Below are 26,783 nucleotides of genomic sequence, written 5' to 3'. Positions count from 1 at the left end.
TCTATACTTCTCCTAATACTTCTTGAAAGAGGGCTTTGAATAGGGATTTTCTTCTTATAACATCACTCTTATTGTTATTCCTACCATTAAAATCAGTAACATTTTCCTTAAAAAGACTTTCCATTTTTCCAATTATCAATGCTTTATTTTTAATTAACTTTAAAGATTTTTCAGTATCGTTTACAAACTCACTTAATTCACTCAATAAAGGATCATATACTAATTTAGAAGGTCTACGGTACCAATTAAAGCCTTCATTTTTTCTCTTTGTATATAATAAAAATGCTTTATCCCCAAAAATAGCTTCGGTTAAAGACATAGTCTTATTAAATAATTCTTTTAATTGTAATATAGTATTATCTTGATAATGTAAATTTGCTTCTTTCAAATAAAGATCCAATATATCCTTTACGTTACCTACAGAAATGGATTCTAGTTGGCGATATGCGAAAAAGCGAAGTACTAATTCTACATCCTCCATCCTTACGTAAATCTTTCGATCCCTTCCCTCTGAATCATTTATTTCTTCAAATTCGTCAGGATCAATATCATCATCGTCATTTTTAAAAGGCTTAATATTCCAAAGCTTATGGAAAATTGTATTTTCCTTAGCAATTTCTATGCACAAAGAATTCATTTTCCCGTCATATAAAGCATTTCTTGTTTCCTGATCAGTTAATTTCGTTCCTCCAGTGTTTAGACGTTCAAATACGTACTTTTTCAGTGTTTGTTCTTCAATCTTATCCTTAGCTGTTTCATTCAATATTACTATTGTTGAAATATATCTCCTATCAATTCCTCTCTGAATCTTTTCTGGTAGGTCAACATATTTTTTCTCGTTCAATTCTGGCCATACTTCTAATCCTGTCAATGCAAATTTATTGTCGTAGAAATCGTAGAGGGTCGATAGTCTTTGCAAACCATCCATTACTTCATATTTAGAAAACTCAATCTCGTAAAGGAACACAGGTGGGACAGGGATGTTTATAATAAATGATTCTATCAATCTAGATTTTTGGGTATCATTCCAGACCCTTCTCCGTTGATATTCTGGATCAAATTTCATATTCTTACTTAGAATTTCTTTTATATTTTGAAGAGGATAACGACCCTGTTCTGTAATAATCCGCAATTCGCCACGCTGATATTTTTCGTTGATTTCGCTTTCAGATAGTTTAAGTCCATTTTTATCTACGTTTGAAAAATCTAATTTCTCGTGTTCAATTAGCATTTTATCCTCCTGAATATAATTTTTCATCTTGCTAATTACTGAAGCTTAAACTCATTATTGCCACTATTTAATACTCTATATTATATATCTGTTCTTCTAAGTTAGTCATTAACAAAATGGAAACCACTAAAGCTTATTCTGTGAACGTTTTGTAATTCAGTAATATAGTAATACAGAAATAAATTTCATTTTAATCTTAAAGTCATTTGTCGCCCATTTGTCGCCCAAATTCACAAAAGCAGCCTATTTCCGACTATCTAGAGCAAAATTCGGTGCTGTACTAATCCAGTAATACCGTAGGATTACAGGTTCAACATAAAGAATGAATTCTCCTCTCCCATGAAAAGGGCGCCCCGAAAGGGGCGCCCGATTTTTTGTGCAAAGCCTTATTTTGATAAGGTTATTATGATTTTCATTGAATAGAATCTATATGGTTGTCCTCTAATTGTCCACCCCTCTATCGTCTCCCTTCTATATTTTTTTGGAATTTTCCTTAGGGGGATGTTAAAAAATGAATCTGTTATTCTATATTTTTAATTTCTTCCAAAAGACATAAGTTCTATATGCTTTTGTAAAACAAAAAGAAGTTTAGTGCCCTTATGATGGTCCCAATTTAATAACCCGAAGTGATGCACTATTAATTGGCTGAACAGCTCCAGGATATAATACAGTTGATGTAAGTGTAATATCGTTCTGCGTACTAGTTGCAGGTATGAGTGCACGAAGGGTTATCACATCCCCTGCTAGTAGAGATAATATTGCGTCGCCGTCAATTGAACCTGTTTGTTGCCCCACGAAAATGGCTTCACCACTTCGAGTGGAATCTTGAAGAGTGCCGTTTACAAAAATTCCAAATGCACAGTGTTGATGAGTTGAATCAGATGCTAAAAAAATAGTTTCCCATAAAACCGCATAATCACCAGCTGCAGCAACCGTTAATGAATTAGTCGTTACTGTAATTCCTCCAAAAGTTACTGAGCCAGGTTGATTAAATTGATTAAAACGAACTATACTACCAGGCGGAGTCTTAGTGAGCAACTGATCAGCATTATCGAATATATAACCATAAGCAGGCGAAAAAACTCCAGGAGTTCCTTGGACCCCTCGGGGCCCTCGAGGACCTCGAGGACCTTGGATTCCTTGTGGCCCTCGAGGGCCTTGAACTCCTTTAAATCCACGTGGTCCCCTTGGCCCACGTGGTCCCCTACACCCGCGCGGTCCCCTACACCCGCGCGGTCCCCTACACCCGCGCGGTCCCCTCCCGCGCTGTCCTCGACACTTTGCTGATTCTGCCAATTCTTCAACTTCAAGTTTGCATATTTTTTTCCGTATCGTTATAACATCTATTCGAATTTTCAAAGGCTTTAGTATTAATTTTTTATTCCTATTAAACTCAGAAAATCTCATTCTTAATTGCCTCCCTTAAAGATATTTCATTAATCATATGCAGATCATCTTTATTGAGGAAGGACTTGCGTCTAATCATGTTTAGGCATGAATCTATTTTATGAAATTAGGACGAATTATGTATTGTTGCCCATTATTTAATTGAAAACAATTAACATTTAATGAAAATATTTAAGGATCTTTTTGCTTTTAGTTCCTTCAGTCCCTAACGCTGTTTATTTATCGCTGCACATGTTCAGATAGCATCTTTCTACTACTTGACCACATTTTATTACTCTGCGGATCTAAGTGATTAACCTTATTCATGCTTTCCATCCTTGCCATTTCACAGGCTTAGAATCTTCTCTACTATAAATGACTCAAAATATATTTGCTCCGAAGTTCGGCATCAACCTGTAATCTAACGCTTTATTTTCCAAATTCATTCTGTATAGGGCTTCATATAATGCTCAGACTTAGTCTTATGCTTTCATTCTACTAGCTAAATTACTGTAGCCGAACCAGATTTATGTGAAATGTGGCACTTCCTCTATCGTTATAAAAAATTCGATACATTTTGAAAATATGCGACGAGGGATTAGAATAAACAAAATAAAGTCTGTAACAGATTATATTAACGTTCTTTAAATTAGTAAATAAGGAAGACTCCTGCATAAATTGCAAGAGTCTTCTTAACGTTGAGCCCATTATAAAAAAATTTTATACTTTATTAATTCTGCCATAACCAGAACCTTTCTCCCTGGCAAAGTATAATCCTTTCAAACCACGTTCTAAAATTGATTTTAAAAGAAAAAGTTTGTTGGTCAATAAGCTCTCCGAAATCTCGCCAAAATAAATAATTATCACCATCAGATCGTGAAGAATCGATTAATAAAAGATCACCTTGGTGACTTGCTATGGGTATCCAGTTGTCAAGCATGTAATCATAATGGTTCTGTATAATTTCATCAATACTAAATAATTCAAATCCCCCATAGGTTCTTACAACATCAAACAATCGCGCACCATTTGAATATAATAAAAAATGTTTATAATCTATCGGTAATGACCAATTCTTTAATTTACACATGCTTTCAATTTCATGCAACGAAGCTGGTGGATTAAAAGTACAAATTGTTTGATAAGTTTCTCCACCTGCAGTCTGAATTGTTAATACATTATCATTAAATCTAGACATTAGAGCTTTGGTTATAGTCTCATATTGACTCACAAATAATTCCTCCTAAATAGGCGCTCTATCATCACTATACCAGAATATTACAGTTAATATCAGTTCTGACTTTTCCTGTTGAGCTTCGACTAGCCGCTCACTTTTTCCAAATTCATTCTGTTTAAGGCTTCATTTAATACTCAGTCCAATACTTATTTTTCAGTATCTGATGATTTGTTTAGACTGACCAACCTCATCGAATCTTACACTTATTTATTCTAAATAGGAGGAGAATAAAACCAGCTTTAATATCAAAATAATAATGAAGCATCTTAAATAAGTGAGAGAAATAGATAAATAAAGTGTACAATACTAATAGACTCCTGTTTAGTAGTGAAATTAGATGATGAGGTGTTCCATTGATTCCAGAAGGTATTGATTGTTCAGTGTTTTTTGATGAAATTAAACAAAAACCAAAGAGTAGCTCCACATTATTAATTAAAGGGATTATCAGTTCGGGATTTAAGATTAAAATGAACTTGGAATACTCTGGGTCAGAACTTATCGATAACAGTAACGCCATGATGCCGGATGAAATTTTGACTTTATTAAATGAAGATTTAAATGAAATTTTCGGGAATGGACCATTTGATAAGAAGGTATTAAAACAAGAAATTAAAAACCTGAGTATGTTGTATTATGTAAGATATAATGGTAAGGCATATCGAAGCGATGAATGGAATGCTATGCGGCCAGAAGACTTTGCACAAATGCAATAAGCGGCATCATTAATAGCGATATTTAATTTCCAAAAGCCCATGCACTTCAGAAAATAGACAAAAGCCCACCCGCTATTATGGTCAAGCCCCAATATTGTAGACAATGAAAAAAGCCCTATGAACTGAACTGTTTAATGACCAAGGGGCAGACCAAATTCCGGTCTGCCCCTTCAATGAATGAACGAACTATCGTATCCCGTTAGTTTAATGAAGAGTAACAAATGCTATTTATTTATGATACCTTCGTTGATTAATTTTTCTTTATCTTTCAAAGAGAATTCTCCAGGCTCCCAAGTATCTAAATGTCCAGCTCCTCCAATAATATCTTCATTATCTTGATAAATGTCAGCGTATATTTTCTTTCCTGTTTTTTGTTTTTCTTTCAGCAAGTAGGTTGTAATAAAAATTTCTTTATACGGCTTCAAATCAATACCTACGTTTGTTGCAGGTAGAAAGCCTTTTGTCCCCTGAGTTCTTTCGCTAATTTTTTCCTCAATATGCCAGCCAAATAATTCAAGGTACTCAATAGGTTTTACGTAAATCTGCTCGGTTGGCTCTTTACTACAACCAATCAGGAAAACAAAACAACATAATGTAAGATAAAGAATAATCTTTTTAATCTTAATGCATCTCCATTTATCAAATTTTTACATTTCAATATTAGATGTGAAGGACCCAAATGAATGTTGCAAATTTCCAACTATCCTGCCCGTTAGCTCAATGATCTGAAGAAATTGTTTCACTCTAGTTATTCCTCAGAAATCTCTACGCACTATCTAAACCCAATTTGACGCCGAAATTAGGCATTCACCTTGCCTAGGGCGAATATCTTAATGGGGAAGTACATTTTAAAAAATTGAGGCGATACACTTGGGATACTTCGTTACTGTGGAACCGGGCGTAAAAGTATTTATAGAGGACATCAATCCGAAGGGAAATAAAACGATACTTTTTATTCATGGATGGCCGTTAAACCATAACCAGTTCGAATATCAGTTCAATTTCCTTCCTAAGCTCGGATATCGTTGTATCGGAATGGACTGGAGAGGATACGGCAATTCGGATAAACCATTCGACGGTTACGGTTTCGATAGATTAGCAGATGATCTTCGTATGGTCATCGAAGCGTTACAGCTAAAAAACATAACACTGGCAGGACACTCTACCGGAGGCGCGATCTCGATTCGTTATATGGCTCGTTACAAAGGGTACGGGGTATCTAAACTCGTCCTGATCGACGCTGCGTCTCCATCAAGCGTTCCAAAAGAATTTACGAATAAAATCATCGAAGAAACAAACAATGACCGACCGAAAATGCTACAAAACCAAACGGGGATTTTTTTCTTTCAGTACATTTCTGAACCGAAATCCGAATGGTTCTTTCTAATGGGTTTACAAGCTGCGAATTGGTCGACTTCCGCCATTATGGTCACGCTAAGAGACGAGAATGTTTACAACGATCTTGGACAGATCGATGTGCCCACATTAATTATTCATGGAATTCATGATAAAGTCGTTCCGTTTACCCAAGCTCAGGAAACAAATAAGCTGATAAAAAATTCGCAATTAGTTCCATTCCAATACAGCGGCCATTGCCCTTTTTTGGAGGAGCGTGATAGATTCAACCAACTATTATCTTCTTTTGCATAACGTCTCGGATTAGCCGCACCCTCGCTCCCCATAAATATAGTCCGATAATGCCCGATGATTGAGCAAATCTGCCAGTTAGCGTAATCAAAAATGGAGCAGCTGCCGTCTGCAACTGCTCCATTTTGCGTTGAACTAACGTTACCCGTTAGTGTAACGTATGGATAACGTTCGAAAACGGTTTTATTCACATGCTATCGAGTCAGAGATCGCCATTGAAAGTAAACAATTTCACTTCGGCGACGCTTCCTTCTTCCGCCTCACAGCTGCCTAGCACGAGCTGCTGCTCATCTCCTTCTTCTTGTATTTTCATCGCCTTACACGTGAATGTTGATTTACTGCCTCCATAAATGTCCCTCGTACTATCCCTTTTGATCGTTACCAATTTACCATCTGAAATTAAATCGTAGATCGAGTATCCCCCATCAAGGAAAGGTGGAATTGCTAGAACGTAATCTGATTTTTTATTATTGAATCTATCTACAAATTCCTTCATCCGAATTAAGTCTTCATCACCGAACGTTTTTAAGATATCGCTACCTGTATGGATTGGTTGCTTATGATTATTGCTTGAGTTTGAGCATGCTGATATTCCAAAGCAAACAAGTATCAGCAAAACGAGTTTGAAATTTTTCATGATGATCTTTCCCCTTTTTAACATAGACGAAAAAAATGGACAAATGTTACGGAGTGAGGATTCAGTAAACTGCCCGTTAGCTTAATAATAAGGCTATGTTTAATTCTAATGTTGATATTTAACCATAAGAAACCACCTTGCTGAAAAGGCGGTTCATTGAGCTATCGTACCCTTTAGTTTAAAAGTCGCAATCTTAAAATCATTAAGTCTTCATCGAAATACTGTTCATCAAACTTTAATGCATGTGGTTCTATACCGTAAACTTCAAACCCCAGCGAGACATATAAGYGTTTTGCTGATTTGTTATTAGACACAACCGTCAAATGAATCTGTTCCAACCCTTCACATTCTTTTGTTGCTCTTTCAATCAAGGCTAATAGAAGGGCTTTACCTACCCCCCGTCCTCGAAATTGAGGCTCTACGTACATACCGTAAATGTTTCCTTTATGTGCCGTCTTAAGCCTGTTTTCACGTGAAAAATTGACAATGCCAACTAATGTGTTACTGTCGTCAAAACATCCCAATGTAAATTGATCTTTTGTATGGTGTATCCTTTCTATAATGTGCCCCAGTGGTTTAGTTTCTTCTTGCTCATACGTTGATCCAAATGCATCGGGGTCATTTTTCAATGCACGCAACCTTACTTCTCTATACAYTTGGGCATCAGAGTCATTCAACAGACGAATGTTCATTAGTCACTTCCGATCATTTATCAAATTGTTCTAAATAAAACTTGCGGATTGAAGTAAACTGCCCGTTAGCTTAATACAATGAGCAGGCCACCGCAGCGCCTGCTCATTAATGTGTGTTATTCGACTATAGTTTCCCGTTAGTTGAATGAGTCAACCCTCGCGTAATCCCAAATATCTGATTTCCTTACCATTTAATTTGACTATTAATACATCATCCAATAATCCGTACTCGCCTTGTTTCCTAAATCTATACACCCATTTACGAACCCTATCTTTATCTTGTATCCCATATTTCTCAGTAATTTGCCTATACGTCCACTTCTCATCCTCATGTAACCGTACGGCTTCCTGCCTTATTTCCTTTGTATACGATTTATTTGGTTGTTCTTTCTTCCTCATAAAAAATCCCCCCTAAAGCATCATCGGTTTCCCCTATGGGTTTTTCCAATGTCTACTATAAGGGGGGCACTTCATTATGGTCGGTGGGTTATTTTTCGTATATATCCAAGTTGTTACAATTACCGGAATATAGTTACACACGATATTATAGCTGATTTAATTGGGATTTTGTGGGTATATTTTACATTTGGAAACGTGAGGAAACGATATTAAACGATGGTTTTGTTTATAACCCCAGTTGATTACCCAAATTTATTTGAAACACCAATTGTCCAATCGCATCATTAAATCGGTGAATATTCTAGATTAACCTGAAGAAGAGGAGTTGATTTGAATGGGTTGCTGGCACTGTAATAAAAAAGAAAAAGAAAAAGAGAAAGATGTTAGAGTTATATTTGTTAAACCTGGTCAAAAAGTTCTTGTTATCGGAAAGAAACACCACCATCGGACATCTAAAAAACACGACTGCTAAATTTATGGAGTGCTTGGTCTTTCAAGCACTCTTACATACTATTTTGATAACCTGATCGTTAACTGGTCATATCCACGTCATGTAAACAGAGAAATAAGAACATTTAGCGGCGATCGCTTCTCGGTATTCAATCGGGAAGCGGTCGCCTATTTTTTTTCTGGAAGCGTTCATTGTTGTAATAGTTACTCATTTTGCAATGGGCTTCTAACTATTTTGATTCATGAGCTTAGCCAAACATCTAATTTTCTCTGAAGTACCAATTGTCCAATCGCATTTAAATTCTATGAATATATTAGATTAACAAGAGAGAGAGGAGTTGATTCGAATGGGAAACTGTTGTAGCTGCAATAGAAAAAAGAGAGACCACGAGAAGCACGATATTAAAGTAGTATTCGTTAAACCTGGTCAAAAAGTTCTTATTATTGGCAAGAAGAAACATCGCAAATGTGATCATCATTCCTGGTAATTTTTTTTGGAGCGCTTGATCTTTCAAGCGCTCTTACATACTCTACTATTCATTCAAATAAATAATGATCTTTTAAGAACCTTGAATTGGATTGTTTTGAGAAGCCATTGCAGCAGCTTGTGACTGTTGAAGTATTTGTTGTGCCACTTGAACGTCTTCTTGTTCCTGCCTGACCTGTTGTTGTGCTTGCAGCACTTGTTGAACCTCTGTTTGCAATAGCTGTTCTGCTTCTAGCAATTGTTGACTTTCTACTTGTAACAGCTGATGCGCCGTTTGAACTTCTAGTTGCGCTTGCTGTAATTGTTGATTTTCCTGTATCGCAGCATCCATTTGCCCATTACGATTTAACATTAAGCGAGCCTCCAATAATGTTTGTTTTAGTCCAATTTTGGTCAATAATTATAGTGCACTTAATTCACTTTTTTATACTACAACCGCTGTGTATTACTCGAAACAACTCGGGTTTGTTTGGACAATACCGTTATAAATAGTTCAAAGGGATGCCCATCAGTAGTTAAATCTACTTGATGAGCATCCCCTTTTCATTAAAGTCTCAAGCAGGCAATCATGTTCGCCAAATGTACAAAGCCAGGCTGCTCATGAAGTGTTATAATTGTAATTATTAGGTAAAGTTGGTGATGCTCATGTATTTCTCTAGCGAATATAACCCTTGGATGACTTTTATTCATTTATTCATTTCTTTGTTTGATACCACTCTTGCAAAATATCTTTTCTACGCCCTAGTGCTATTAGTACTTGCATTACTCTCCCTAAAGAAAAAATCATATGGAGAAGAATCTCCAAAAATAAAAGAAGCAGAACAAGCTGCAGAGAAGATTACTAAATATTTGGGACGGATAATCATCTATGGTGCATCCGGTTTTGTTGTTTTTCAATTGACAAGAGTGTACATACTGGACTAATACTCTTACCTCATTTGGGTACTTTCTTTACTAACTCTTGCCGCAGGTTTAGCCGCCCCAAACTGAAGACGATAAACGACGATTACAGCAACGATCAGAATACCAAGAACAACAAAGATGTTACTGTAAACAAACCCAGTCGGGTTCGTTACAACTGGATTTAATTGAAAGGATGATGAACCATTATCCAGCATTTTCCCAATGATGCTCATTGCAATCGCACCCGAAATAAAGTTTATCATCGAGAATAGCCCCATGCCTACCCCCGTCTCTTCTTTTGACAGCGTCCGTGATATCGTATTCGACATCGCAATCTGCATGAAGGTTTGTCCTACATTGCCCGCTATGAGAATAATCGCAATAACGTATGGCGATACCCCCACAAAAGTAGATAACAGTGCAAAACACGAGAAAATCAATAAGGTTGCGAAAGAAACGAGAACAAAGTTGCCGCGTTCGTCAGCTAACCTGCCACCTTTGCGTCCCATGATGGCGGAAGCGATAGCTGCTGGAAAAAGGACGAAACCAATGTTGCCCGGAGACAATTGGTTTAATGCCGTTAAAAATTGCGGCGTCATAAACGTTAAGCTGAAGCTCATAGACGTCGTTATAAAAGCTAAAAACAAACCAATTGAGAAGTTTTTGTTGCGAAATAAACCTGGCTGAATAAAAGGATTAGAAGCCGTCCGGATTCTAACAATAAAGAGAACAAGCAGTACAATCCCTGCTATAAAGAGCAATCCACTGCTCTGCGTAATCGCCAGCAAAAAAAGCGCAACCGCCGCTGCCAACAACCCACCGCCAATAAAATCTATTTTCTCCGCAGTTCCCTTTGCATTGTCCAAATATTTTCGAAAAAACGGCAGTGTAAGTAACGGAAGCAACGATATGACGAACAAGAGCCTCCAGTTTCCTACACTTGTAATTAACCCTGCTACAACCGGTCCCAAAGCACTGCCCAGCGCAAGTCCGATTGCTGACGTACCAAGTGCCCGCCCCCTCTTTTCAGGTGCAAAATATCGGATTGGTATAATCATAGCCGTAGCTGGAAGCACAGAAGCGCCTGCTGCTTGCAATACGCGACCTACAATAATCATCCAGTACTCAGTGGCAAGCAAGCCGATGAGCGAGCCGATTGCAAAGACGATAAGTCCATAAGTCAATAAATCCTTCAAACGATATTTATCTGCCAATTTCCCAAACACAATAGAACCTATCGCATATAAAACCATATACGAGGTCATAATCCAGCTCACTTGTGAAGGAATAAGATTGAACTCTTCACCAATTGCTGGAAGAGCCACATTGAACATCGTACCGTTCATTACGGAGAATATTAAAGTAACAACGAGTACTCGCAGCAGCTTATCCCCATTTTTAAAATCCGAACCATTCATGCCTTTCCCCCCAGTAGTTAAATATATTGATCATTCTAAAATAAAAAAATTCATTTATAGTGAGGAAGCTCACTATTTATATATACTGAGGATACACACTATTATTTGTGCTGTCAAGAAATGAAATGCTCAAAATGCGTTCATTTGTTACTTTCGCAACTGAAATTTGCAACTAGCATGCAATAAGCTAAAATAGGATATAAACTACTCGATGATAACGATCTGAAATTGATCAAGGAGGCTTTTATGTTTACTAACTCGGACAATCCGGTACCTATAGACATCATTCACGTATTAATGAGAGCAACACACTATATCCAAAGAGAATTTGAAACACAGTTATCCGCACTTAACATGCCTTATCAAATAACGGGTCCAAGGCTTCGCTTACTATCTGTTGTCTCAAAAGCCGGGAAAATCCGAATGAATGAATTAGCATCTGAACTAGGAATTAAAGCTCGCACCGTTACCGATTTTGTTGATGCACTGGAACGAGAAAAACTTCTTATCAGAATCCCCGATCCAACAGATCGTCGAGCAACGCTTTTACAGCTCACAGAAATCGCGCAGGCGAATATAAGCCAGGTTCTAGCATTTCAAGCCGAAATTGCAGAAAATTTGTTAGAAAACTTTTCCTCCGATCAACGCCAACAGTTTTTTGATCTTTTATTGCGGCTCATTGAAAACAAGGATATGTCTAATCCTCCTGCAGCGGTTTTAAAGTAAAATGCATCTCCTTAACCCGAATACCCTTTAGTTCTCCAATCTCTCCATGACAAAAATGCACTTATAGGCTAATGACATGTAAAAAATGTCTCTATGACAAACACCCAGTCAGAAAGCATAATTGGCGCATAACCTACAGAGTACTCTATTCAAAAGGAGGTGCTATGAAAAATGTCCGGTCACGTTGGCGGTGCTTTCACTAACACTGGTACGATTCTGGTCCTTTTCATTTTGCTCGTTATTATCGCTTGCAGTTGTGGTATCTTCGGCGGTTACGGCAAGGGGTATTAATATCCCCTGCAATAGGTAACCCTTTAAACACCAAGCTGCTATACTTTCCTCATACACTTCCTCAGAAGACCTATTCGATAGGTCTTCTTTTTTTTACTCCGTTAAAATCATTTGAAATCATTTAGAATTGCGGAATTCACCGTATTTGCACAGTATTGTCAACCTCATCCTATCCGCAACCGCAAGGCGTATAGTATGATGATTTCATATGACTTGAAATGGAGATACATCATGAGATCATGGTTAGCCGCATTACTCACTCTCACGCTTATCCTCACAGGCTGCGGACAATTAATTATTAATCCCGATTCAAAATCTGCCTCCACTGGTTCAGATTATGGAATGACGATCACTTTACCTACTGACCGTTATCCGGAAACGATGGCGCATATTGCAGCTGCGATTCGCGCAGGAGCTTCAGCTGTTTGCACGATTGATCGAAATGGCGCTGACGCTAATCGTGATGCCTCGCTGAGGGGTGTTCCGACAAAAAAAGGATATGACCGGGATGAATGGCCGATGGCCATGTGCAAAGAAGGCGGCGACGGTGCAAATATTGCTTATGTAACACCAAAGGATAATCGCGGAGCTGGTTCGTGGATTGGAAATCTTTTGAGCGATTTAGAGGACGGAACACGTGTATTATTCGTTATTGATGGAGCCTTGAAGCAACCGGAGCCAGACGAAGAAACCGTATATTATGCCAATTGCACTGCCGTAAGAGAGGCTGGAGCTGCTCCTTTGCATAAAGGAGACCCTGGTTATTCGTTAAAATTGGATCGCGATAAAGATGGGATAGCATGCAGCTAGCCCATCTTCTCGAAAGCTACTTCATTCGCTGAAATGATCTTTTTTTACAACCTTCTCACGAAATCGATTTCTGCTTGCTTGGCTTAATGGTTAGCCACGCTAATATGGAGCAGAGCAATGCGAATCCCGCAAACATATAAAACAACAAAGCTTCGTTTTTGAGCAGCAATGACGCGATCAGCGGCCCTACAGCTACACCTATAAAACGAGTGCTGCTATACAGCGAGGTAATCGTACCTCGCTGTTTTTTCTCGATGCCTTCCGTTATTAAAGCATCCAAGCTTGGCAAAGCTAGACCGATACCAGCGCCGCTTATAAACATAAAGGTTATTAGGAGGAATATCCCTTTCGTATTCATCATTCCACATGCTAACATCATCCCCGTAAGCACAGCTGTACCTATGACAATAAACCACTTCATTCTTGCTTTATTTTCACCAACGATTTTACCAGTGATGAATGAAGCGAGGCATATTGCGCTTAAAGGAATGGCAAGCAGTAATCCTTTCCAAATACCTTCAATTTTATAACGATCCTCTAAGACCGATGACAAGTAATATAGAAATCCGAACATAATGAACATCGCAAGACCACCAATTGCAAATATTGCATAAAGCCAGTGTCCCTTCTCAGCGAGTATTGATTTGATCGATTGAAAAAACTTTTTTAAACTGTTCTCTTCTTTTTGCTTTTGTTTTGATTTAGGCTCTTTTACAAGGAAGATAACCCCGATGATTGAAATTAAGGATATGAACGGAATAACAGCAAGTGGCAAATACCATATAACAAGCGCAAGCGCCGAGCCTAATACAGGACTGAGTACTTTCCCAAAAGTATTGGAGGTTTCAATCATTCCAAGCCCATTGCTTACCTCCTCCTCACTCTCAAACATATCACCTACTAAAGGAAGTACGATGGGAAATGCGCCTGCAGCGCCGATCCCTTGAATGAATCGGCCTGCCAAAATGACTTCATATACGTGGGAATCCATCAGCCAAGCAGCTAAACCTGATATCAAACCTCCGATTGCTGCAATCGACAAACCGATAATAATAACGATTTTTCGTCCGAAGCGATCTGACAAATACCCGGCGATCGGAATGCAAATAATGGAGACTGCAGCATAAATCGTTATGATTAAGCTTGATTGCACAGAAGAAATATTCAATTTCTTCTTCATTAATGGCAATATGGGAATCAACATCGAGTTAGCGAGCGTCATAATTAATGGAATGGATGCTAAAGCTGCTAAGTCCCACTTCTTCTTCACAAATGTACTACTCCTTCCTTGTTTTAAAACGACGAAGCTATCACAGGGTCATTCGTAATGGCGAATATGCAAGGTTTTTAAAGGCTCTTCTGCTGGTCCTTCCATCACATCGCCATTTATTGCAAATCTGGAACCATGGCACGGACAATCCCATGTGCGATCTCCATTATTCCATTCTACTTCACAGCCCATATGGGTGCAGGTTGTATCTACGAGGAATAGCTTTCCCTCTTCAGATTTGTAAGCTCCTGCTCTTTTGCCATGAATGAATACGACACTTCCTTCATCCAGCGCCAAATCATCAGGACGTCTATGAGTCATTTCGAGTTTGCCCGCTATAAGATGTTTTGCCACATCGGCGTTGTCTACGATAAGATTTGCGATCGTTCCCAGTGACATCGAGCGCGATGGTGCATATAGTTCCTCATATGCATTATCCTTCTTCATAATTAAATCTCTAATGAGTATAGCGGCTGCCGTTCCATTCGTCATGCCCCATTTACGATAGCCTGTCGCTATAAAAACATTGGATGAGGACTCTGTTATTCGACCGATATACGGTATCTTATCTCCGGTAACAAGATCCTGTGCAGACCACCGATAAGCAATTTCTTTCATTCGAAAATGCTGTTCTGCGAATCTCTTCAGCTCCTCATAATAGTTAATTGTACAAATCCCCTGTCCTGTTTTATGGCTTTGACCGCCTATGAGCAGTAACTTGGAATTTCCCGCTGTTTCTACATAGCGTATGGAGCGTTTTGGATCCTCAGCGCTTATGTACATGCCGCCTTTTACATCATCCATGGCATGAATGCCGAGTACATAGGAGCGATCTGCATGCATTCTTGAGAAATAAAATCCATGCCCATCATAGAAAGGAAAATGAGTACAGGAGACGACATGCTTACATTTGATTCGATGACCTTTGCTTGTAATGACTTCTGGCAAAGGTCCTGTCTCTACATCAATAGCTGTCGTTTTCTCATAAATAACTCCTCCTGCTTCTATAAACTTCCGCACAAGTTCATACAAATATTGCAAAGGGTGAAATTGTGCTTGATTACGCATAATGACGGCTGCTTTAGCTGGTATTTGTAATGGAATTTGATCCACGTAAGCTCCGGATATCCCTAAAATTGAATAAGCGGACATTTCCTTCTCAAGCTTAGCTATGTATGCCTCCGAATCTGTATACACATACGCATCCTGCACGGAAAATCCACATTCAATTTGATATTGCTTGATGGTTTCCTTAATGAATTGAAGAGCATCATTGTTCGCCTTATAATATAAGGCTGCCTTCTCCGTACCAACATGCTGTATGAGCTCATCGTAGATAAGATCATGCTGGGCTGTAATCTTTGCAGTCGTATGTCCCGTTGTTCCATTAAGTAGCTGACCCGCTTCAATGAGTACAACTTTAAATCCATCCTGGGCTAGTAAATAAGCAGTTGTTATACCCGAGATACCGCCTCCGACGACGGCAATATCGGCTTCTATGTTCTCTTCGAGTGTCGCGTACGATGATTGCCGACTCGATGTTTCAGACCAGTAGGACTCCGGAAATTTGGGCAAGTCATAAGTTTTCGCCAATACCATCACCTCCTAAAAATAATGCACCTTAATTTGTACCAATCGATATTATTTCATTCTAAGCATAAAAATCCGATGTTAACGAAGACGCACGGTGAGGGAGCGATGTTAATAAGCAGCACAACCTCAGGGCACAGCATAAGCAACTGTCATTTGGACAGTTTATACAAGAGAATGATGACAAAGGAGGCGTTTTACGTTGGAGAGCTCATTCGAACATTCTATTGTGCCGATAACGACTTCTGCTAGTGGAAATGGACTGGCTTATCGGCCTGATGTTTATTGTTACTCTATCCAAATCGTTAATGTTTGTTTTATTGGTGATCCAAAAAAATCAGAAGACGGCTGGGTTCTTATTGATGCGGGCATGCCAGGATCCGCTAATAAAATTATTAAAGAGGCAGAGGAGCGCTTTGACTCTGCTCCTCAAGCGATCCTGTTAACTCATGGCCATTTCGATCATGTCGGTGCCATTATTGAATTGATTGAACATTGGAATGTGCCCGTCTACGCGCATAAGCTGGAACTGCCCTATTTGACCGGTGAATCCGATTATCCGCCCGCTGACTCTACTGTACACGGCGGCCTCATTTCTGAGCTGTCTCCCTTTTTTCCTCACAAAGGGATTAACCTCGACGACAGTGTACATCCGTTTCCTACGGACGGCAGCGTGCCGGGACTGCCTGGTTGGAAGTATATTCATACACCAGGACATACACCAGGACATACTTCATTTTTTCGCCCTGAGGATGGCACTCTGATTGCCGGTGATGCTTTTGCAACGGTTAAGCAGGAATCGCTATATAAGGTCATAACGCAGGAGCAGGAAATTAGCGGTCCCCCAAAATATTTTACGACGAATTGGAAAGCTGCCGAGCAATCCGTTAGGAAACTTGAAGACCTGAATCCGAATTTGGCGATTACTGGTCACGGAGAACCCATGTTCGGAGCGACACTGACAGATAATCTCAAGCTTCTTACGAAAAAATTCAAAGAAATCGCAGTTCCGGAGCATGGACGTTTTGTCCCTGAAAAAAACCATATACACTAGTTCGTTATCTTACTTTAAAAAATAGGACGAAGCAGCTGTCATCTGCTCCGTCCTATTTCAGTTTCCAACACACTTCACCTTACAATCTTGTCACCTTTAATGTCACTCTAATCGATGGCTGCCTATCGTCTGTTTCTTTATTATAGGTAATAGATTATTGAACATCTGAGGAGGCAACAACTAATGAATCAATGGATAAAAACAATAAAAACTGTCGCTGCTGTAATTATTGTTGTTATTTTCACAGGGAAAGATTCCATTTAAATAAAACTCAAGCCATTATATCTGCAAAGTAATGATTAGGAGTGAATACAGCTTGAACCCCATCTCGGTAAATACACGAATTGAAACGCTTGATTATTTGCGTGGTTTTGCTTTAATCGGCATCCTGCTTGTTAATATTTTACCCCTTCTTAACGTAGCGCCAGCTGAAGCGGGAACTGCTAACTGGTACATGTCACGTTTGCTCGACTTAATGGTAGAGTCACGATTCTATGTCATTTTCACCTTTTTATTCGGCGTAGGCTTTTATTTATTTCTATCTAGAGCTATTGAGAAAGGCAATAACGGCTACATTTTGTTTATTCGTCGGCTTATTTTCTTGTTAGTGATAGGATTTGTTCATCAGAAATTCCATCCCGGAGAAGCATTGTTTCTTTACGCGATTGCTGGCTTCATCCTGCTCCCTTTTTACAAGCTGAACGCAAAAATCAACCTTATTATAGCTTTAGCGACTATTATTCCAGCCGCCTTTCTAGGAGGCAAGCTATTGCTTATTCTGCCTTTGTTTCTACTGGGACTTGCAGCTGGACAATATAAGGTGTTTCAACGTCTTACAGAATCAAAGTCTGCAATCCGTAAGCTTCATTTGATAGCTTTTGTAGTGGCCGCTATTGGTTTTTATATCCAGTTACGCCTAATACCCGAGCAAATCTTTATGGTGATTGAAGAAGGCAGTTCTTCATCCGAAATTATAGCCATGCAAATTTACCAAGGAACAGCTGAATTTGTTGGTCTTCTTATCGCTTTATTTTATGTCACTACACTTGTTCGAGCTGTTCAACATTCCTTTATGCGTACTCTGCTAAAACCTCTAAGCGCATATGGCCAAATGGCCTTAACCAATTATTTGGGGCAAACGGTCATCGTGCTCTTGGCAGGTAAATTTTTCAATCTAAATGGCATGCTTGGCCCTATTCAAACGACGCTGCTCTGCATCGGTATTTATTTTATCCAAATGTTATTCAGTATGATCTGGCTCTCATTTTTCAGAATGGGACCGATGGAATGGATATGGAGAATCGCAACCTATTGGACGATTCCTACAATTCGAAACATACATTTTTGTAAACAAACCGACAAACATTTTTAATACTGCATTAAGGTTCATTTTCTATACTAAGAGACATCAACCCCACTGTTGATATATAGATCTAGGACACCGGCCCGCATCGCTGCGGGCCATTTTTTTGTTTGGCTCAGGTAGCTTGTTTTTACGCTGAAGCCTCTTTGTCCACTCAATTATTTGGAACCATACAACCCATAAAAACGTTTATACCGAATATACTCTCAAGAAGTGACTGCTTACGAAGAAGGTTTTGTTCCCGCAAAACCTAAGCTTTAGGAGGCGATTAATGATGGAAACGTTCGGCAGAGGCTGTCTTTACATTATTCTCGGTGTCTTGCTCGTGATGGTGCTCGCTTTTATTGTTGGCGGCACAATTACCATTCCGTGGTACATTTTTATCCCCCTTGTCGTACTCGCATTTTGGGCCGCATCCAAGAAAGGCAAATAATCTGCTCATTCCATAGCATTGCTTTTAAACTGCGCCACAAAAAGAAAAGCCAACGGGTTATCCGCTGGCTTTTCGCTTATTTGTGAATGACAATTGAAGCTTAAATCGCTGGATTAGCTACTTTCTCCTACGACAGCAGTATGACTCTCGCAGCAGGTTCCCAACTGGCGGTTAACCCAAGCTCTGCTGACAGTTCTCTTATTTGAACATAACCTGTCGCTTCGGACAAAATCGATTCAAGCTCTTTACCGTTTACAGTAACCTTCTTACCCGTCCAATCAATTTTCGCTCCAAGCGCTTCACCAAGCAGCCTAGCCGGAACCCAAGTTGTACCTTTGAGCAAGTAGCCATCTGAAATAACCTCTCCCTTGTACAAAACAACGACGAGCTCTGCTTCCTTCAGCTTCTCCGGCTTCGGCAGCGGTGTGCTGCCGAAGGCATCATATTTTTTCAACCCATACTGCACGATAATGGCCTTTAATTTGGCTGGATAAGCCGGATCTGTCGCATAGCCGCAAGCAAGCAGCATGTCTGCTTGCTGTTCAGGCGTGAGCGCCCTTCGAACACGCTCATAGCGTGGGGTTGCCAGCAGCAAATCCAAATCCATATAAAAATGATAGACGCTCTTATAGGCTCGGAAAGCAGCGCGAATACTCTCGTTACGCCCATCGATGACCTCCCATGTTCCCTTTACGACTGCTTCTCCGTGCCAATAAGCATTCGTCTGTCCACTGCCAACCTTGATACCGCCCAAGTTGTACCAGGAGTGAATAACCCCGCCAGTTTCGAGTAGATTTTGCGCTAAGCGCACAGATGGAAACATCGTTGATCCTTCTCGCTTTATTCTTATAACCGTCGGCGCTAATTTCTCAATAAATTGTTGTTTCGTCAGCTTTGCCATCGTCTGCCTCCCTTCTGCCGTCCACATTGCCTTGTAATCTCATACCCTGTCCTTATCTTTGTATGCAGTGAAAGAGTAAGAGGCAATGGACAAAGTGGTATGAAAGGTCGCTCAATCAATCAAGCGCAGTCTAATATAAAAGGGCCGCCCCTCAGATCATTCATTCTGATGGAGCGGCCTTATTATCCGTATGAATTGAACACTATATGATTCCATAAAAGCGGCGCGTATTTGCAAGCAATATTTCCGCAACTTGCTCCGCTGGCAACTGCTTGACATTCGCAATGTGCTTTGCTGCTTCGACAGCCATTGCAGGCCGGGTCTGCTGACCCGCATATATTCCCTCGAAAGGCCATGGTCCATCCGTTTCCACCATCAGCAGCTCAATCGGATACTGCCTCACAAGCTGCTGTATTTCTGCCTCGTAAGCTATGTCTGGCGTAACCGAAACCATATAGCCGCTTGCCGCCATTCGGCGTATAACCTCAGTATCGCCCTTGAACCAATGAAAGTGCGCTCTGCGAACGCCATGCCGCCCCATAATATCGCAAGCTTTGCTGGCATCCTCATATACCGCATGCAGCACCAGCGGACGATCCAGCTCCGCTGCTAGCGCGGCGAAGCGATCCAGCAGCTGCAAATACGGCTTTTCGTCAAAAAACATGTCAACCTCAGCTTGCTCCACTTCTGTCCGCGTATAATACGGCAGCCCTACTTCTCCAATTGCAAACGATTCCCCCGCTTCATGACGCAAACGAATCCATTCGAATAGTTCATCAAGCTCCTTCGCAGCAGGTATAGGCTGTTCCGGATGGAAACCATAAGCCGGATGCACCCGTCCTGCGTAACGAAGGGCTATTTCACGATTCACAATGGCCGATTCCAAATGCATGGAGACTGCAACCACAGCTGCAACGCCTTCAGTGAACGCACGCTCCAGAAGCTCTTCGCGCAGTTCTGCCTCATACAAATCAATGTGAATATGTGCGTCTATGCATGTGCCCACTTGCTGAGAAGACACTGAGGACAATTGCCCCTCGCACAGTCCATTGCCTGTTTCTATCGCCATCTATATGCTTCCTTCCTTCGCACCAGTCTTAAGCAGCTCATAAATGCGCTGCTTCATAGCATAAAACTGCGGGTCCGACCATAGCGACTCATGACGCGGACGCTCGAAAGGCACTTGGAATTCCTCCAGCACCACAGCCGGTGATGCAGACAGCACGATAATCCGATCTGATAGAAACAAAGCTTCTTCAATGCTATGCGTAACGAGCAGCACCGATCTCCGGTTTAGCTCCCAGATCGACATAAGCCACTGCTGCATTTGCTGCCGTGTCAAAGCATCCAGTGCGCCAAACGGTTCATCCAGCAGCATCAAGCGCTGCGGTGCAAGCAGTGCCCGGAGGAAAGAAACCCGCTGCTGCATACCCCCAGACAACACATGTGGATAAGAATCCGCATATTCCTGCAGTTCGATTCGCTCCAGCCATTCCTTTGTCCTCGCCTTCGCGAGTTTTCTATCAACGCCGGAGATCGTAAGCGACAACTCTATATTGCCTGCGACGGTTTGCCATGGGAGCAGCGACGATTGCTGCGGCATATAAGAAATATGTCCGCGTTCGCCCGTCGTTTGCTTGTCATCGATCCAAATCTCGCCTTCCGTAGGACGCTCCAAGCCGCCGATAATTTGAAACAGGGTTGTTTTTCCGCTGCCGGATGGTCCCACAATCGATACGAACTCTCCATCTGCTATCGTAAAGGATAACCCGCCTAGCACCTCTTTGCTCATTTGTCCTTTGCCAAACTGCTTTCGAATATTTTGCGCTCGAAGTGTCACTGAATCACGTTCAGCACGATTACTCACTGTCAGCTCACCTCTTTCTCAGGGCGCCAGCGAATGACGAGACGCTCCGCTAAGGTTATTAGCCCAAACAACGTCAAGCTGATCGCAACAATAATGATAACTGCTGCAAACACACGATCAGGCATAAAGCCTTTGAACGAGATGATCATAAATGCGCCAAGTCCTTTGTTCGTGCCTATCCATTCGGCGACAACTGCACTGAGCACGCTGTAAGAGGCCGCAATTTTTAAGCCGGAAAACAAATGAACAATCGCATGAGGAAGCTCCAATCTCCAAAACAGCTGCCATTTGCGAATGCCGATCATTTGCAAATAATTACGAAGCTGCGCATCGGTGTTCATGAGGCCGCTCAGCATGGCAACCGTGATCGGGAAGAAACACACCATGATCACAAGCAGCACCTTTGGCAGCATTCCATAACCTAGCAGCATCGTCAAAATAGGAGCGATCGCAATGATGGGAACGTTTTGCGACAGCACGAGCAAGGGGTATACTGCCGATCGAACCCCGGGAATTAAATGCAGCAAAGCGGCGAGCACGAAGCCCACCGCCGATCCTCCCACAAAGCCGAGCAGCATGATTTTTACCGTCGCTCCCGTATGCATCATTAACCTCGGCCAAATATGGATGGCCTCCTGCACAATTGAAATTGGTGATGGAAACATCCATTGTTGAAATAATCCGAGCCATGCAGCTGCCTGCCAGCAGGCGAGCAGCACGATAAGCAAGGATGCTGGCTGCCATATTTTCGACCAAATCGATTTCTTATTGCCCATCTGGATATTTCTCCAGCAGCCTGCCCATTGAAGCGCCGTTTGCCGGATTGTAATAAATTTTAATTTGTGAAATAACGGATGGGCAGCCCATCTCCGCCATTGCCTCGCTCATCGACTGCACGACGCTAAGCAGATGGCTCAGCTCACCTTCCATCGTCGTTTCGAGCGGTGCTACACGGTAAGGAACACCCGCCGCTTTAATGATTTCAATTGCACGATCTACGTAAGGAATAACACTTTCACCGCCTGGCGTTGTGGGTAGTATTTGAATGCTTACTAATGCGTTTGCCATTTGATTTCCTTCTTTCTCATCGTTGTAAGTGAGAGCGGACTTTGCCGCCCTCCCGTATGTTCAAATTGCTTATTCTGGTAAAAACTCATTCGTAAATGCCTTCTCCGCTTCAAGCTCCTTCTCAAGCAGCTTGTGCTCATACATCCAGGTTGCGTAGTTTTCCCATACGCTTAGCTTCTGTTCGCCCCAGCGCGGTGCGTCATCCTGATATTTCGAGCTTAACCATTTTTGACTGGCGCGCACAAGCTCCGCATTCAAATCCGGCTCCGCTTTAATTAATATCTCTGCTGCGTCATCTGGATTGCTTATCGCGTATTGGTAACCTTTTGACACTGCAGCAGTAAACGCTTTGACCACTTCCGGTTTATCCTTAATCATCGTTTCATTCGTCGCAATCACTGGCGTATAGTAATCCAGTTTGTCGCTGTAATCGGTCAAATAAACCATATTGATCTTTTCGCCGCGCAGCTCTGCTTCCACGCCTGTCCACGCATAGTAAATCCACGCAAAGTCAATATCGCGTTTCACCGCCGTAAAGAAGTCGCTGTCACCGATGCTCATGATGTTTACTTTGCTCACATCTGCACCCTTCTCCTGCATAAGCGATTGAATGACCGCCTCCTCGACAGGAGCGCCCCAGCCGCCATAGGTTTTACCTTCGAATTTCTCAGGTGAATCGATTCCCTTTGCTAGCGGAGAAGCGAAGCCTGAAGTGTTGTGCTGAATGACTGCTGCGATCGACACGAGCGGTACGCCAGCAATTCTAGCCATCGTTACTGACTCCTGATAGCTCACACCAAACTGCACATTGCCCGATGCGACCATTTGATCTGCGCCACTTTGTCCTGGTTGAATAATTTCTACATCCAGACCCTGCTCCTTGAAAAAACCTTTATCTCTAGCCACATAAATTCCGGTATGATTCGTATTTGGCGTCCAGTCGAGCACAACCTGCACCTTCTCAAGCGGCTTGTCCGCTGATCCCTCTTGCTCTTTCGGCTGTTCGCCATTGTTACCGCCGCCACAGCCTGCCAGCGCCAATACGAACACGAGCATCGCGGCTACGATTCTCCACGACAATTGTCCTGCTTTTTTCTGATTCATGATGCTTTTGTTCCCCTCTCCATGCTTCGATTCATATAAGGTGACGACTCCTCGTAGTATCCGGTTCCATGGCTGCATCATTCCAATTGCAACAAAAAAAGCGTCCCCCTAATCCGGAGGACGCCATATCATTGGCTGTGCAGCTGTTTATACCAGCAGATGCTTGATCTTGTCGATCTCGCCTGCTTACTAAACAGAGCTTCTGTCCCTACGCTGGCATTATCCAGATCAGGTTTAACGGGTCGGAATTGTATAGAAAATCCCCTCTCAGCCGGCCTAACCAGCTCCCCGGAACGTATTCGGTTTCGTCAATACCATTCATTGTATAGCAAAACCCGCATTTAATGCTAGTTTTTTTTGAAAATGATTATCATCAAGCCATTACGCTCCTTGTTTCTTGGCACACAGCTGCCACATACATCGGCCTGGCACTCTTCAGCTCATGCAGCGTGGCTCATCCAGCCTTTCAACCGTTGCTGTATCGTTATCCACTGCCGAGCCACCTAAGTCTGCCTCATCCTCAGCATCCTGTATCTGAGTTACAGATGCAATACGTCCATATACGAGCAAATAAGCGGCTGTCAGCTCCTTTGAAATTTCCTTAGACGTCAACTGCTCTAGCAGATGAATATATTCGAGCTGCTCCTGCGGTTTATTCTCTGCACGCGTAACCTTGACATAGGAAAATCCAGCTTGCACATATAACTGCCCCGCCTGCTGAGCTGTGTACTGAATTGCTGCTTGATGCTGCGCTTTCAAATTAGAAGGATCTAAGTATTGCCGAATATTCTCAAAATAATAGCGATTAGCAAAACATCCGACTAGCCAGCCGCCAGGCTTTAGCAAGCTAATAAGCCGCTTCATCGTTTGCGGCGTTCCGTAAGCATGGGCATTTCCGATCATGATGCCGTCCAGACCTTCTGCAGGCAGTCTCCATTCCTCCGGATCGTTCGAGCGAAACACCGTAATTCCCGACGCTTCTGCCACTCTTGCCGCCAGCTCGCTTTGCTCGACGCCATACCATTTTGCGGATGGGAATTGCTGTTTCATATGCAAAATCGTAGCTCCGCAGCCACAGTCTATTTCCATAATCGAGCAATTCTCGCGTTTGTACTCATGTGATTCTCGCTCGATCACTTTGCTGAAATCCATTCGTATATACGTTGCATCACCAGGGTCAAAGCCCCATTTGGACCTAAAAACAATCGTATTGTTTCTGAAGGTTTGCAAATAAAGCTCCGGCTCCGAGCTAAAGGAGACGCTGCCATGATGATGAATAAACGTATCGCCGCATAACATCAGCTTATATCCCGCCAGCCGCAGCCGCAGGCTATAATCATCATCTTCTAAGTTGCCTATACCGAAGATCTCGTCTAGCGGTCCAACTTTCTCCCATGCCTCTCTCCGCAGCAGAAGGCAATAACCGACCAGCTTCACGCGATCCTCCCATTTCGTTCTGTCAGGAATGGCATGCAGTGCCGAAGCGAATAGCTCCATTTCCTCTAGCGTCGTATATGTGACCGGGATCGTCGTCCAATAGGACGCCGAATTCGTAACAGGGCTGACCGCCCCGATTCGTTCATCGCTGAATAAGCAGCGGGTGAGTCCGTCAAGCCAGCTTGGCGTTACGATCGTATCGTTATTAAGCAGCATTAGCAGATCACCCGTGGCCACAGCCAATCCCTGATTACAGCCCTTAGGGAAACCGGCGTTGCAGCCATTGTCGATCACGATGATGTCGCTTTCGTTTTTTGCCCATTTCACTGTATCATCCGTCGAACCATTATCTACAATAATCAGCTCATAGCTGCCTCGCTGTGTATGCCGCCGAATGCTCTCCACACATTGTTTCGTATACTCAAGCTTATTGTAGGTAACGAGAATAATGCTTGTCATGCACCTATTGGCATCACTCACGCGTATCCCCCTCGAGCAAGCATAAAAGGCTCACACGGTTTTACCCATAAAATATGTAAAAACATCTGCTTAGGTGAGCACTGCGCGGCAACTTTCGATCATGCTGCCTTTTTATATTTTTTGCGTATTCCGACTGTAAGCATAAGCAGCGGCAGCACGATTTGAAATAAAGGGGCAATCTTCAGCGTAATATCGAGCCCGATCCAAATATGGGTGGTATTATTCGGTTCGATAAACGACGCCCCATAAATAATGAGACCAATTGGAAGCACACAATAACGGTATGCTATGCCAGTGATCATATTAAACATGAATACCGATGCCATATATAGCGCAGTCATTTTTACATATAGACCGATAAAAAGCAGCAGTGTTACGAGTACATCAAGCCGTTCCAATATATTAGCCAGACTAATTAACTGCACAACCTCAAGCAGTGGCAGTGCTGAAAGCCCAGATAGCTCTGGCCCCAATACGCATAGCGTAATTGCATTCATTAGAATTAGAAATAGGGATACGCCAACATAAGCCTTGTAAGTGACACGTCCGATCATTTTTTTCTCGCTGACGTGCTTCCAAAAAACGAAAAAAATAACCATTTGCCCAAACGGAAATGATAACAAATCCGGAAAGGCCGCCTTCACGACAGGCCCGATCCCATGTTCCAAAATCGGCAGCAAATGTGTGATTTTCGGCAATCTGGCAATTAACAAGAGCAAAATAATAAAAGTATAGCTAAGCACTGCGATCGGAAACAGCAGCTGCACGACACGGACAAATACTTCAACGCCCTTACTAACGGTATAAGCCGCGGTGCTAATAATAAGCAGCATAACAATCCATTTCGGCGTAAAGGTGAGCAGCGCCGTCATCGTAAGCTCGCCGACATCTCGTACGTTTCGCATCGATTCATAAGCAAACCATAGCGCATGAAGAAGCCCGACAAAGCCGCCGATCCACTTTCCGAAGTGCATAACATAAAGCTCAGCAAGATCCGAATTTGGAGAACGCTTCTGTACTCGTACATACATGACAATAAGCAGCAGACCAGCAATCGCAGCAAGCGTCATCGCCAGCCAAGCATCCTGCTTCGCCTTTATGCCGAGCTCGAACAAAGGGGTGCTGCCGATTAAAAAAACGATGATCAAAATAGAAAGCTGGTTTTTACCAATCTGCTGCATAGGGTCTC

At 41.8% G+C, this 26,783-nt stretch carries 26 protein-coding genes, 1 pseudogene and 1 riboswitch; of the genes and pseudogenes, 8 read left to right on the top strand and 19 right to left on the bottom strand.

The genetic code is table 11. The features are described from left to right. Nucleotide 1: 1 nt before the first annotated feature. The 3 genes from AC787_RS27500 to AC787_RS27490 form a co-directional block, all read right to left on the bottom strand. Entirely contained in the window at nt 2-1,231 is a 1,230-nt protein-coding gene (locus tag AC787_RS27500) for a DUF262 domain-containing protein (protein ID WP_054028109.1), read from the bottom strand. 597 nt (nt 1,232-1,828) lie between these two features. Then, nucleotides 1,829-2,269 (bottom strand): hypothetical protein, encoded by a 441-nt coding sequence (locus AC787_RS34935; protein ID WP_152970762.1) that lies wholly within the window; start codon nt 2,267-2,269, stop codon nt 1,829-1,831. Between the two features lie 1,078 nt (nt 2,270-3,347). Beyond that, on the bottom strand, nt 3,348-3,848 hold the full coding sequence (locus AC787_RS27490) for an SMI1/KNR4 family protein (protein WP_054028107.1): 501 nt from the start codon (nt 3,846-3,848) through the stop codon (nt 3,348-3,350). A gap of 359 nt (nt 3,849-4,207) precedes the next feature. Between AC787_RS27490 and AC787_RS27485 the strand changes: the two genes are divergently transcribed. Beyond that, nucleotides 4,208-4,567 carry a hypothetical protein gene (locus AC787_RS27485; RefSeq protein WP_054028106.1) on the top strand — a complete coding sequence of 120 codons (360 nt, stop codon included), beginning with the start codon at nt 4,208-4,210 and terminating at the stop codon, nt 4,565-4,567. A gap of 224 nt (nt 4,568-4,791) precedes the next feature. Here the strand turns inward: AC787_RS27485 and AC787_RS34215 are convergent, their stop codons facing one another. Beyond that, entirely contained in the window at nt 4,792-4,992 is a 201-nt protein-coding gene (locus tag AC787_RS34215) for a hypothetical protein (RefSeq protein WP_054028105.1), read from the bottom strand. A 445-nt stretch (nt 4,993-5,437) separates the two neighbouring features. On the opposite strand from AC787_RS34215, the gene AC787_RS27475 reads away from it, so the two are divergent. Next, entirely contained in the window at nt 5,438-6,217 is a 780-nt protein-coding gene (locus AC787_RS27475; protein WP_054028104.1) for an alpha/beta fold hydrolase, read from the top strand. A gap of 199 nt (nt 6,218-6,416) precedes the next feature. On the opposite strand, the gene AC787_RS27470 is transcribed toward AC787_RS27475, so the two are convergent. From AC787_RS27470 to AC787_RS27445, 5 genes are all read right to left on the bottom strand, one after another. After that, nucleotides 6,417-6,851, bottom strand: coding sequence for a DUF4362 domain-containing protein (locus AC787_RS27470; RefSeq protein WP_054028103.1), 435 nt, complete (start codon nt 6,849-6,851; stop codon nt 6,417-6,419). Nucleotides 6,852-7,024: 173 nt separating this feature from the next. Then, nucleotides 7,025-7,543, bottom strand: a complete 519-nt coding sequence (locus tag AC787_RS27465; protein WP_054028102.1) for a GNAT family N-acetyltransferase — start codon at nt 7,541-7,543, stop codon at nt 7,025-7,027. A gap of 150 nt (nt 7,544-7,693) precedes the next feature. Continuing rightward, the gene (locus tag AC787_RS27460) at nt 7,694-7,942 is read right to left on the bottom strand and encodes a helix-turn-helix domain-containing protein (RefSeq protein WP_063847681.1); all 249 of its coding nucleotides are present in this window, start codon (nt 7,940-7,942) and stop codon (nt 7,694-7,696) included. 1,010 nt (nt 7,943-8,952) lie between these two features. Then, nucleotides 8,953-9,231: a hypothetical protein gene (locus tag AC787_RS27455; protein WP_054028101.1), complete on the bottom strand. Its 279-nt coding sequence runs from the start codon at nt 9,229-9,231 to the stop codon at nt 8,953-8,955. A gap of 577 nt (nt 9,232-9,808) precedes the next feature. Beyond that, a complete protein-coding gene (locus tag AC787_RS27445) occupies nt 9,809-11,200 on the bottom strand; it encodes an MFS transporter (protein WP_054028099.1) in 1,392 nt (463 codons plus the stop codon). Nucleotides 11,201-11,446: 246 nt separating this feature from the next. Here AC787_RS27445 and AC787_RS27440 point away from each other — a divergent pair, with 246 nt between their 5' ends. From AC787_RS27440 to AC787_RS34925, 3 genes and pseudogenes are all read left to right on the top strand, one after another. Further along, complete coding sequence (locus tag AC787_RS27440) at nt 11,447-11,926, top strand: MarR family winged helix-turn-helix transcriptional regulator (RefSeq protein WP_054028098.1); 480 nt, start codon at nt 11,447-11,449, stop codon at nt 11,924-11,926. Between the two features lie 522 nt (nt 11,927-12,448). Next, nucleotides 12,449-12,874: pseudogene (locus AC787_RS34930) on the top strand (DNA-entry nuclease); the annotation flags it as partial. A 6-nt stretch (nt 12,875-12,880) separates the two neighbouring features. Beyond that, nucleotides 12,881-13,027, top strand: coding sequence for an excalibur calcium-binding domain-containing protein (locus AC787_RS34925; protein ID WP_235561142.1), 147 nt, complete (start codon nt 12,881-12,883; stop codon nt 13,025-13,027). Between the two features lie 55 nt (nt 13,028-13,082). Here AC787_RS34925 and AC787_RS27430 read toward each other — a convergent pair whose 3' ends face one another. Continuing rightward, nucleotides 13,083-14,297: an MFS transporter gene (locus tag AC787_RS27430; protein WP_235561137.1), complete on the bottom strand. Its 1,215-nt coding sequence runs from the start codon at nt 14,295-14,297 to the stop codon at nt 13,083-13,085. 48 nt (nt 14,298-14,345) lie between these two features. After that, nucleotides 14,346-15,890: an FAD-dependent oxidoreductase gene (locus AC787_RS27425; RefSeq protein ID WP_235561136.1), complete on the bottom strand. Its 1,545-nt coding sequence runs from the start codon at nt 15,888-15,890 to the stop codon at nt 14,346-14,348. Nucleotides 15,891-16,089: 199 nt separating this feature from the next. Between AC787_RS27425 and AC787_RS27420 the strand changes: the two genes are divergently transcribed. From AC787_RS27420 to AC787_RS34390, 3 genes are all read left to right on the top strand, one after another. Then, complete coding sequence (locus AC787_RS27420; protein WP_054028095.1) at nt 16,090-16,941, top strand: MBL fold metallo-hydrolase; 852 nt, start codon at nt 16,090-16,092, stop codon at nt 16,939-16,941. Nucleotides 16,942-17,257: 316 nt separating this feature from the next. Continuing rightward, the gene (locus AC787_RS27415) at nt 17,258-18,313 is read left to right on the top strand and encodes a DUF418 domain-containing protein (protein ID WP_235561135.1); all 1,056 of its coding nucleotides are present in this window, start codon (nt 17,258-17,260) and stop codon (nt 18,311-18,313) included. 262 nt (nt 18,314-18,575) lie between these two features. After that, a complete protein-coding gene (locus AC787_RS34390; protein ID WP_162531875.1) occupies nt 18,576-18,737 on the top strand; it encodes a hypothetical protein in 162 nt (53 codons plus the stop codon). A gap of 127 nt (nt 18,738-18,864) precedes the next feature. Here the strand turns inward: AC787_RS34390 and AC787_RS34210 are convergent, their stop codons facing one another. From AC787_RS34210 to AC787_RS27375, 8 genes are all read right to left on the bottom strand, one after another. After that, nucleotides 18,865-19,638 carry a glucosaminidase domain-containing protein gene (locus AC787_RS34210; protein WP_054028093.1) on the bottom strand — a complete coding sequence of 258 codons (774 nt, stop codon included), beginning with the start codon at nt 19,636-19,638 and terminating at the stop codon, nt 18,865-18,867. Between the two features lie 202 nt (nt 19,639-19,840). Further along, nucleotides 19,841-20,707: a TatD family hydrolase gene (locus tag AC787_RS27405; RefSeq protein ID WP_082361176.1), complete on the bottom strand. Its 867-nt coding sequence runs from the start codon at nt 20,705-20,707 to the stop codon at nt 19,841-19,843. After that, complete coding sequence (locus AC787_RS27400; protein WP_054028226.1) at nt 20,708-21,430, bottom strand: ABC transporter ATP-binding protein; 723 nt, start codon at nt 21,428-21,430, stop codon at nt 20,708-20,710. It abuts the gene before it with no gap. Between the two features lie 77 nt (nt 21,431-21,507). Then, nucleotides 21,508-22,281: an ABC transporter permease gene (locus AC787_RS27395; RefSeq protein WP_054028092.1), complete on the bottom strand. Its 774-nt coding sequence runs from the start codon at nt 22,279-22,281 to the stop codon at nt 21,508-21,510. Further along, a complete protein-coding gene (locus AC787_RS27390) occupies nt 22,271-22,573 on the bottom strand; it encodes an MTH1187 family thiamine-binding protein (RefSeq protein ID WP_054028091.1) in 303 nt (100 codons plus the stop codon). The genes AC787_RS27395 and AC787_RS27390 overlap by 11 nt, the downstream gene beginning before the upstream one ends. Nucleotides 22,574-22,642: 69 nt before the next feature. After that, nucleotides 22,643-23,677 carry an ABC transporter substrate-binding protein gene (locus AC787_RS27385; protein ID WP_054028225.1) on the bottom strand — a complete coding sequence of 345 codons (1,035 nt, stop codon included), beginning with the start codon at nt 23,675-23,677 and terminating at the stop codon, nt 22,643-22,645. 187 nt (nt 23,678-23,864) lie between these two features. Next, nucleotides 23,865-23,978: riboswitch (TPP riboswitch) on the bottom strand. A gap of 134 nt (nt 23,979-24,112) precedes the next feature. Then, nucleotides 24,113-25,594, bottom strand: a complete 1,482-nt coding sequence (locus tag AC787_RS27380) for a glycosyltransferase (RefSeq protein ID WP_152970760.1) — start codon at nt 25,592-25,594, stop codon at nt 24,113-24,115. Nucleotides 25,595-25,692: 98 nt separating this feature from the next. Continuing rightward, entirely contained in the window at nt 25,693-26,775 is a 1,083-nt protein-coding gene (locus tag AC787_RS27375) for a GerAB/ArcD/ProY family transporter (RefSeq protein ID WP_054028089.1), read from the bottom strand. Nucleotides 26,776-26,783: the final 8 nt, after the last annotated feature.

It is taken from the genome of Bacillus sp. FJAT-28004 (genome assembly GCF_001280845.1).
Classification (GTDB): Bacteria; Bacillota; Bacilli; order Paenibacillales; family Paenibacillaceae; genus Pristimantibacillus.
This window is presented reverse-complemented; position numbering and strand designations above follow the sequence as displayed.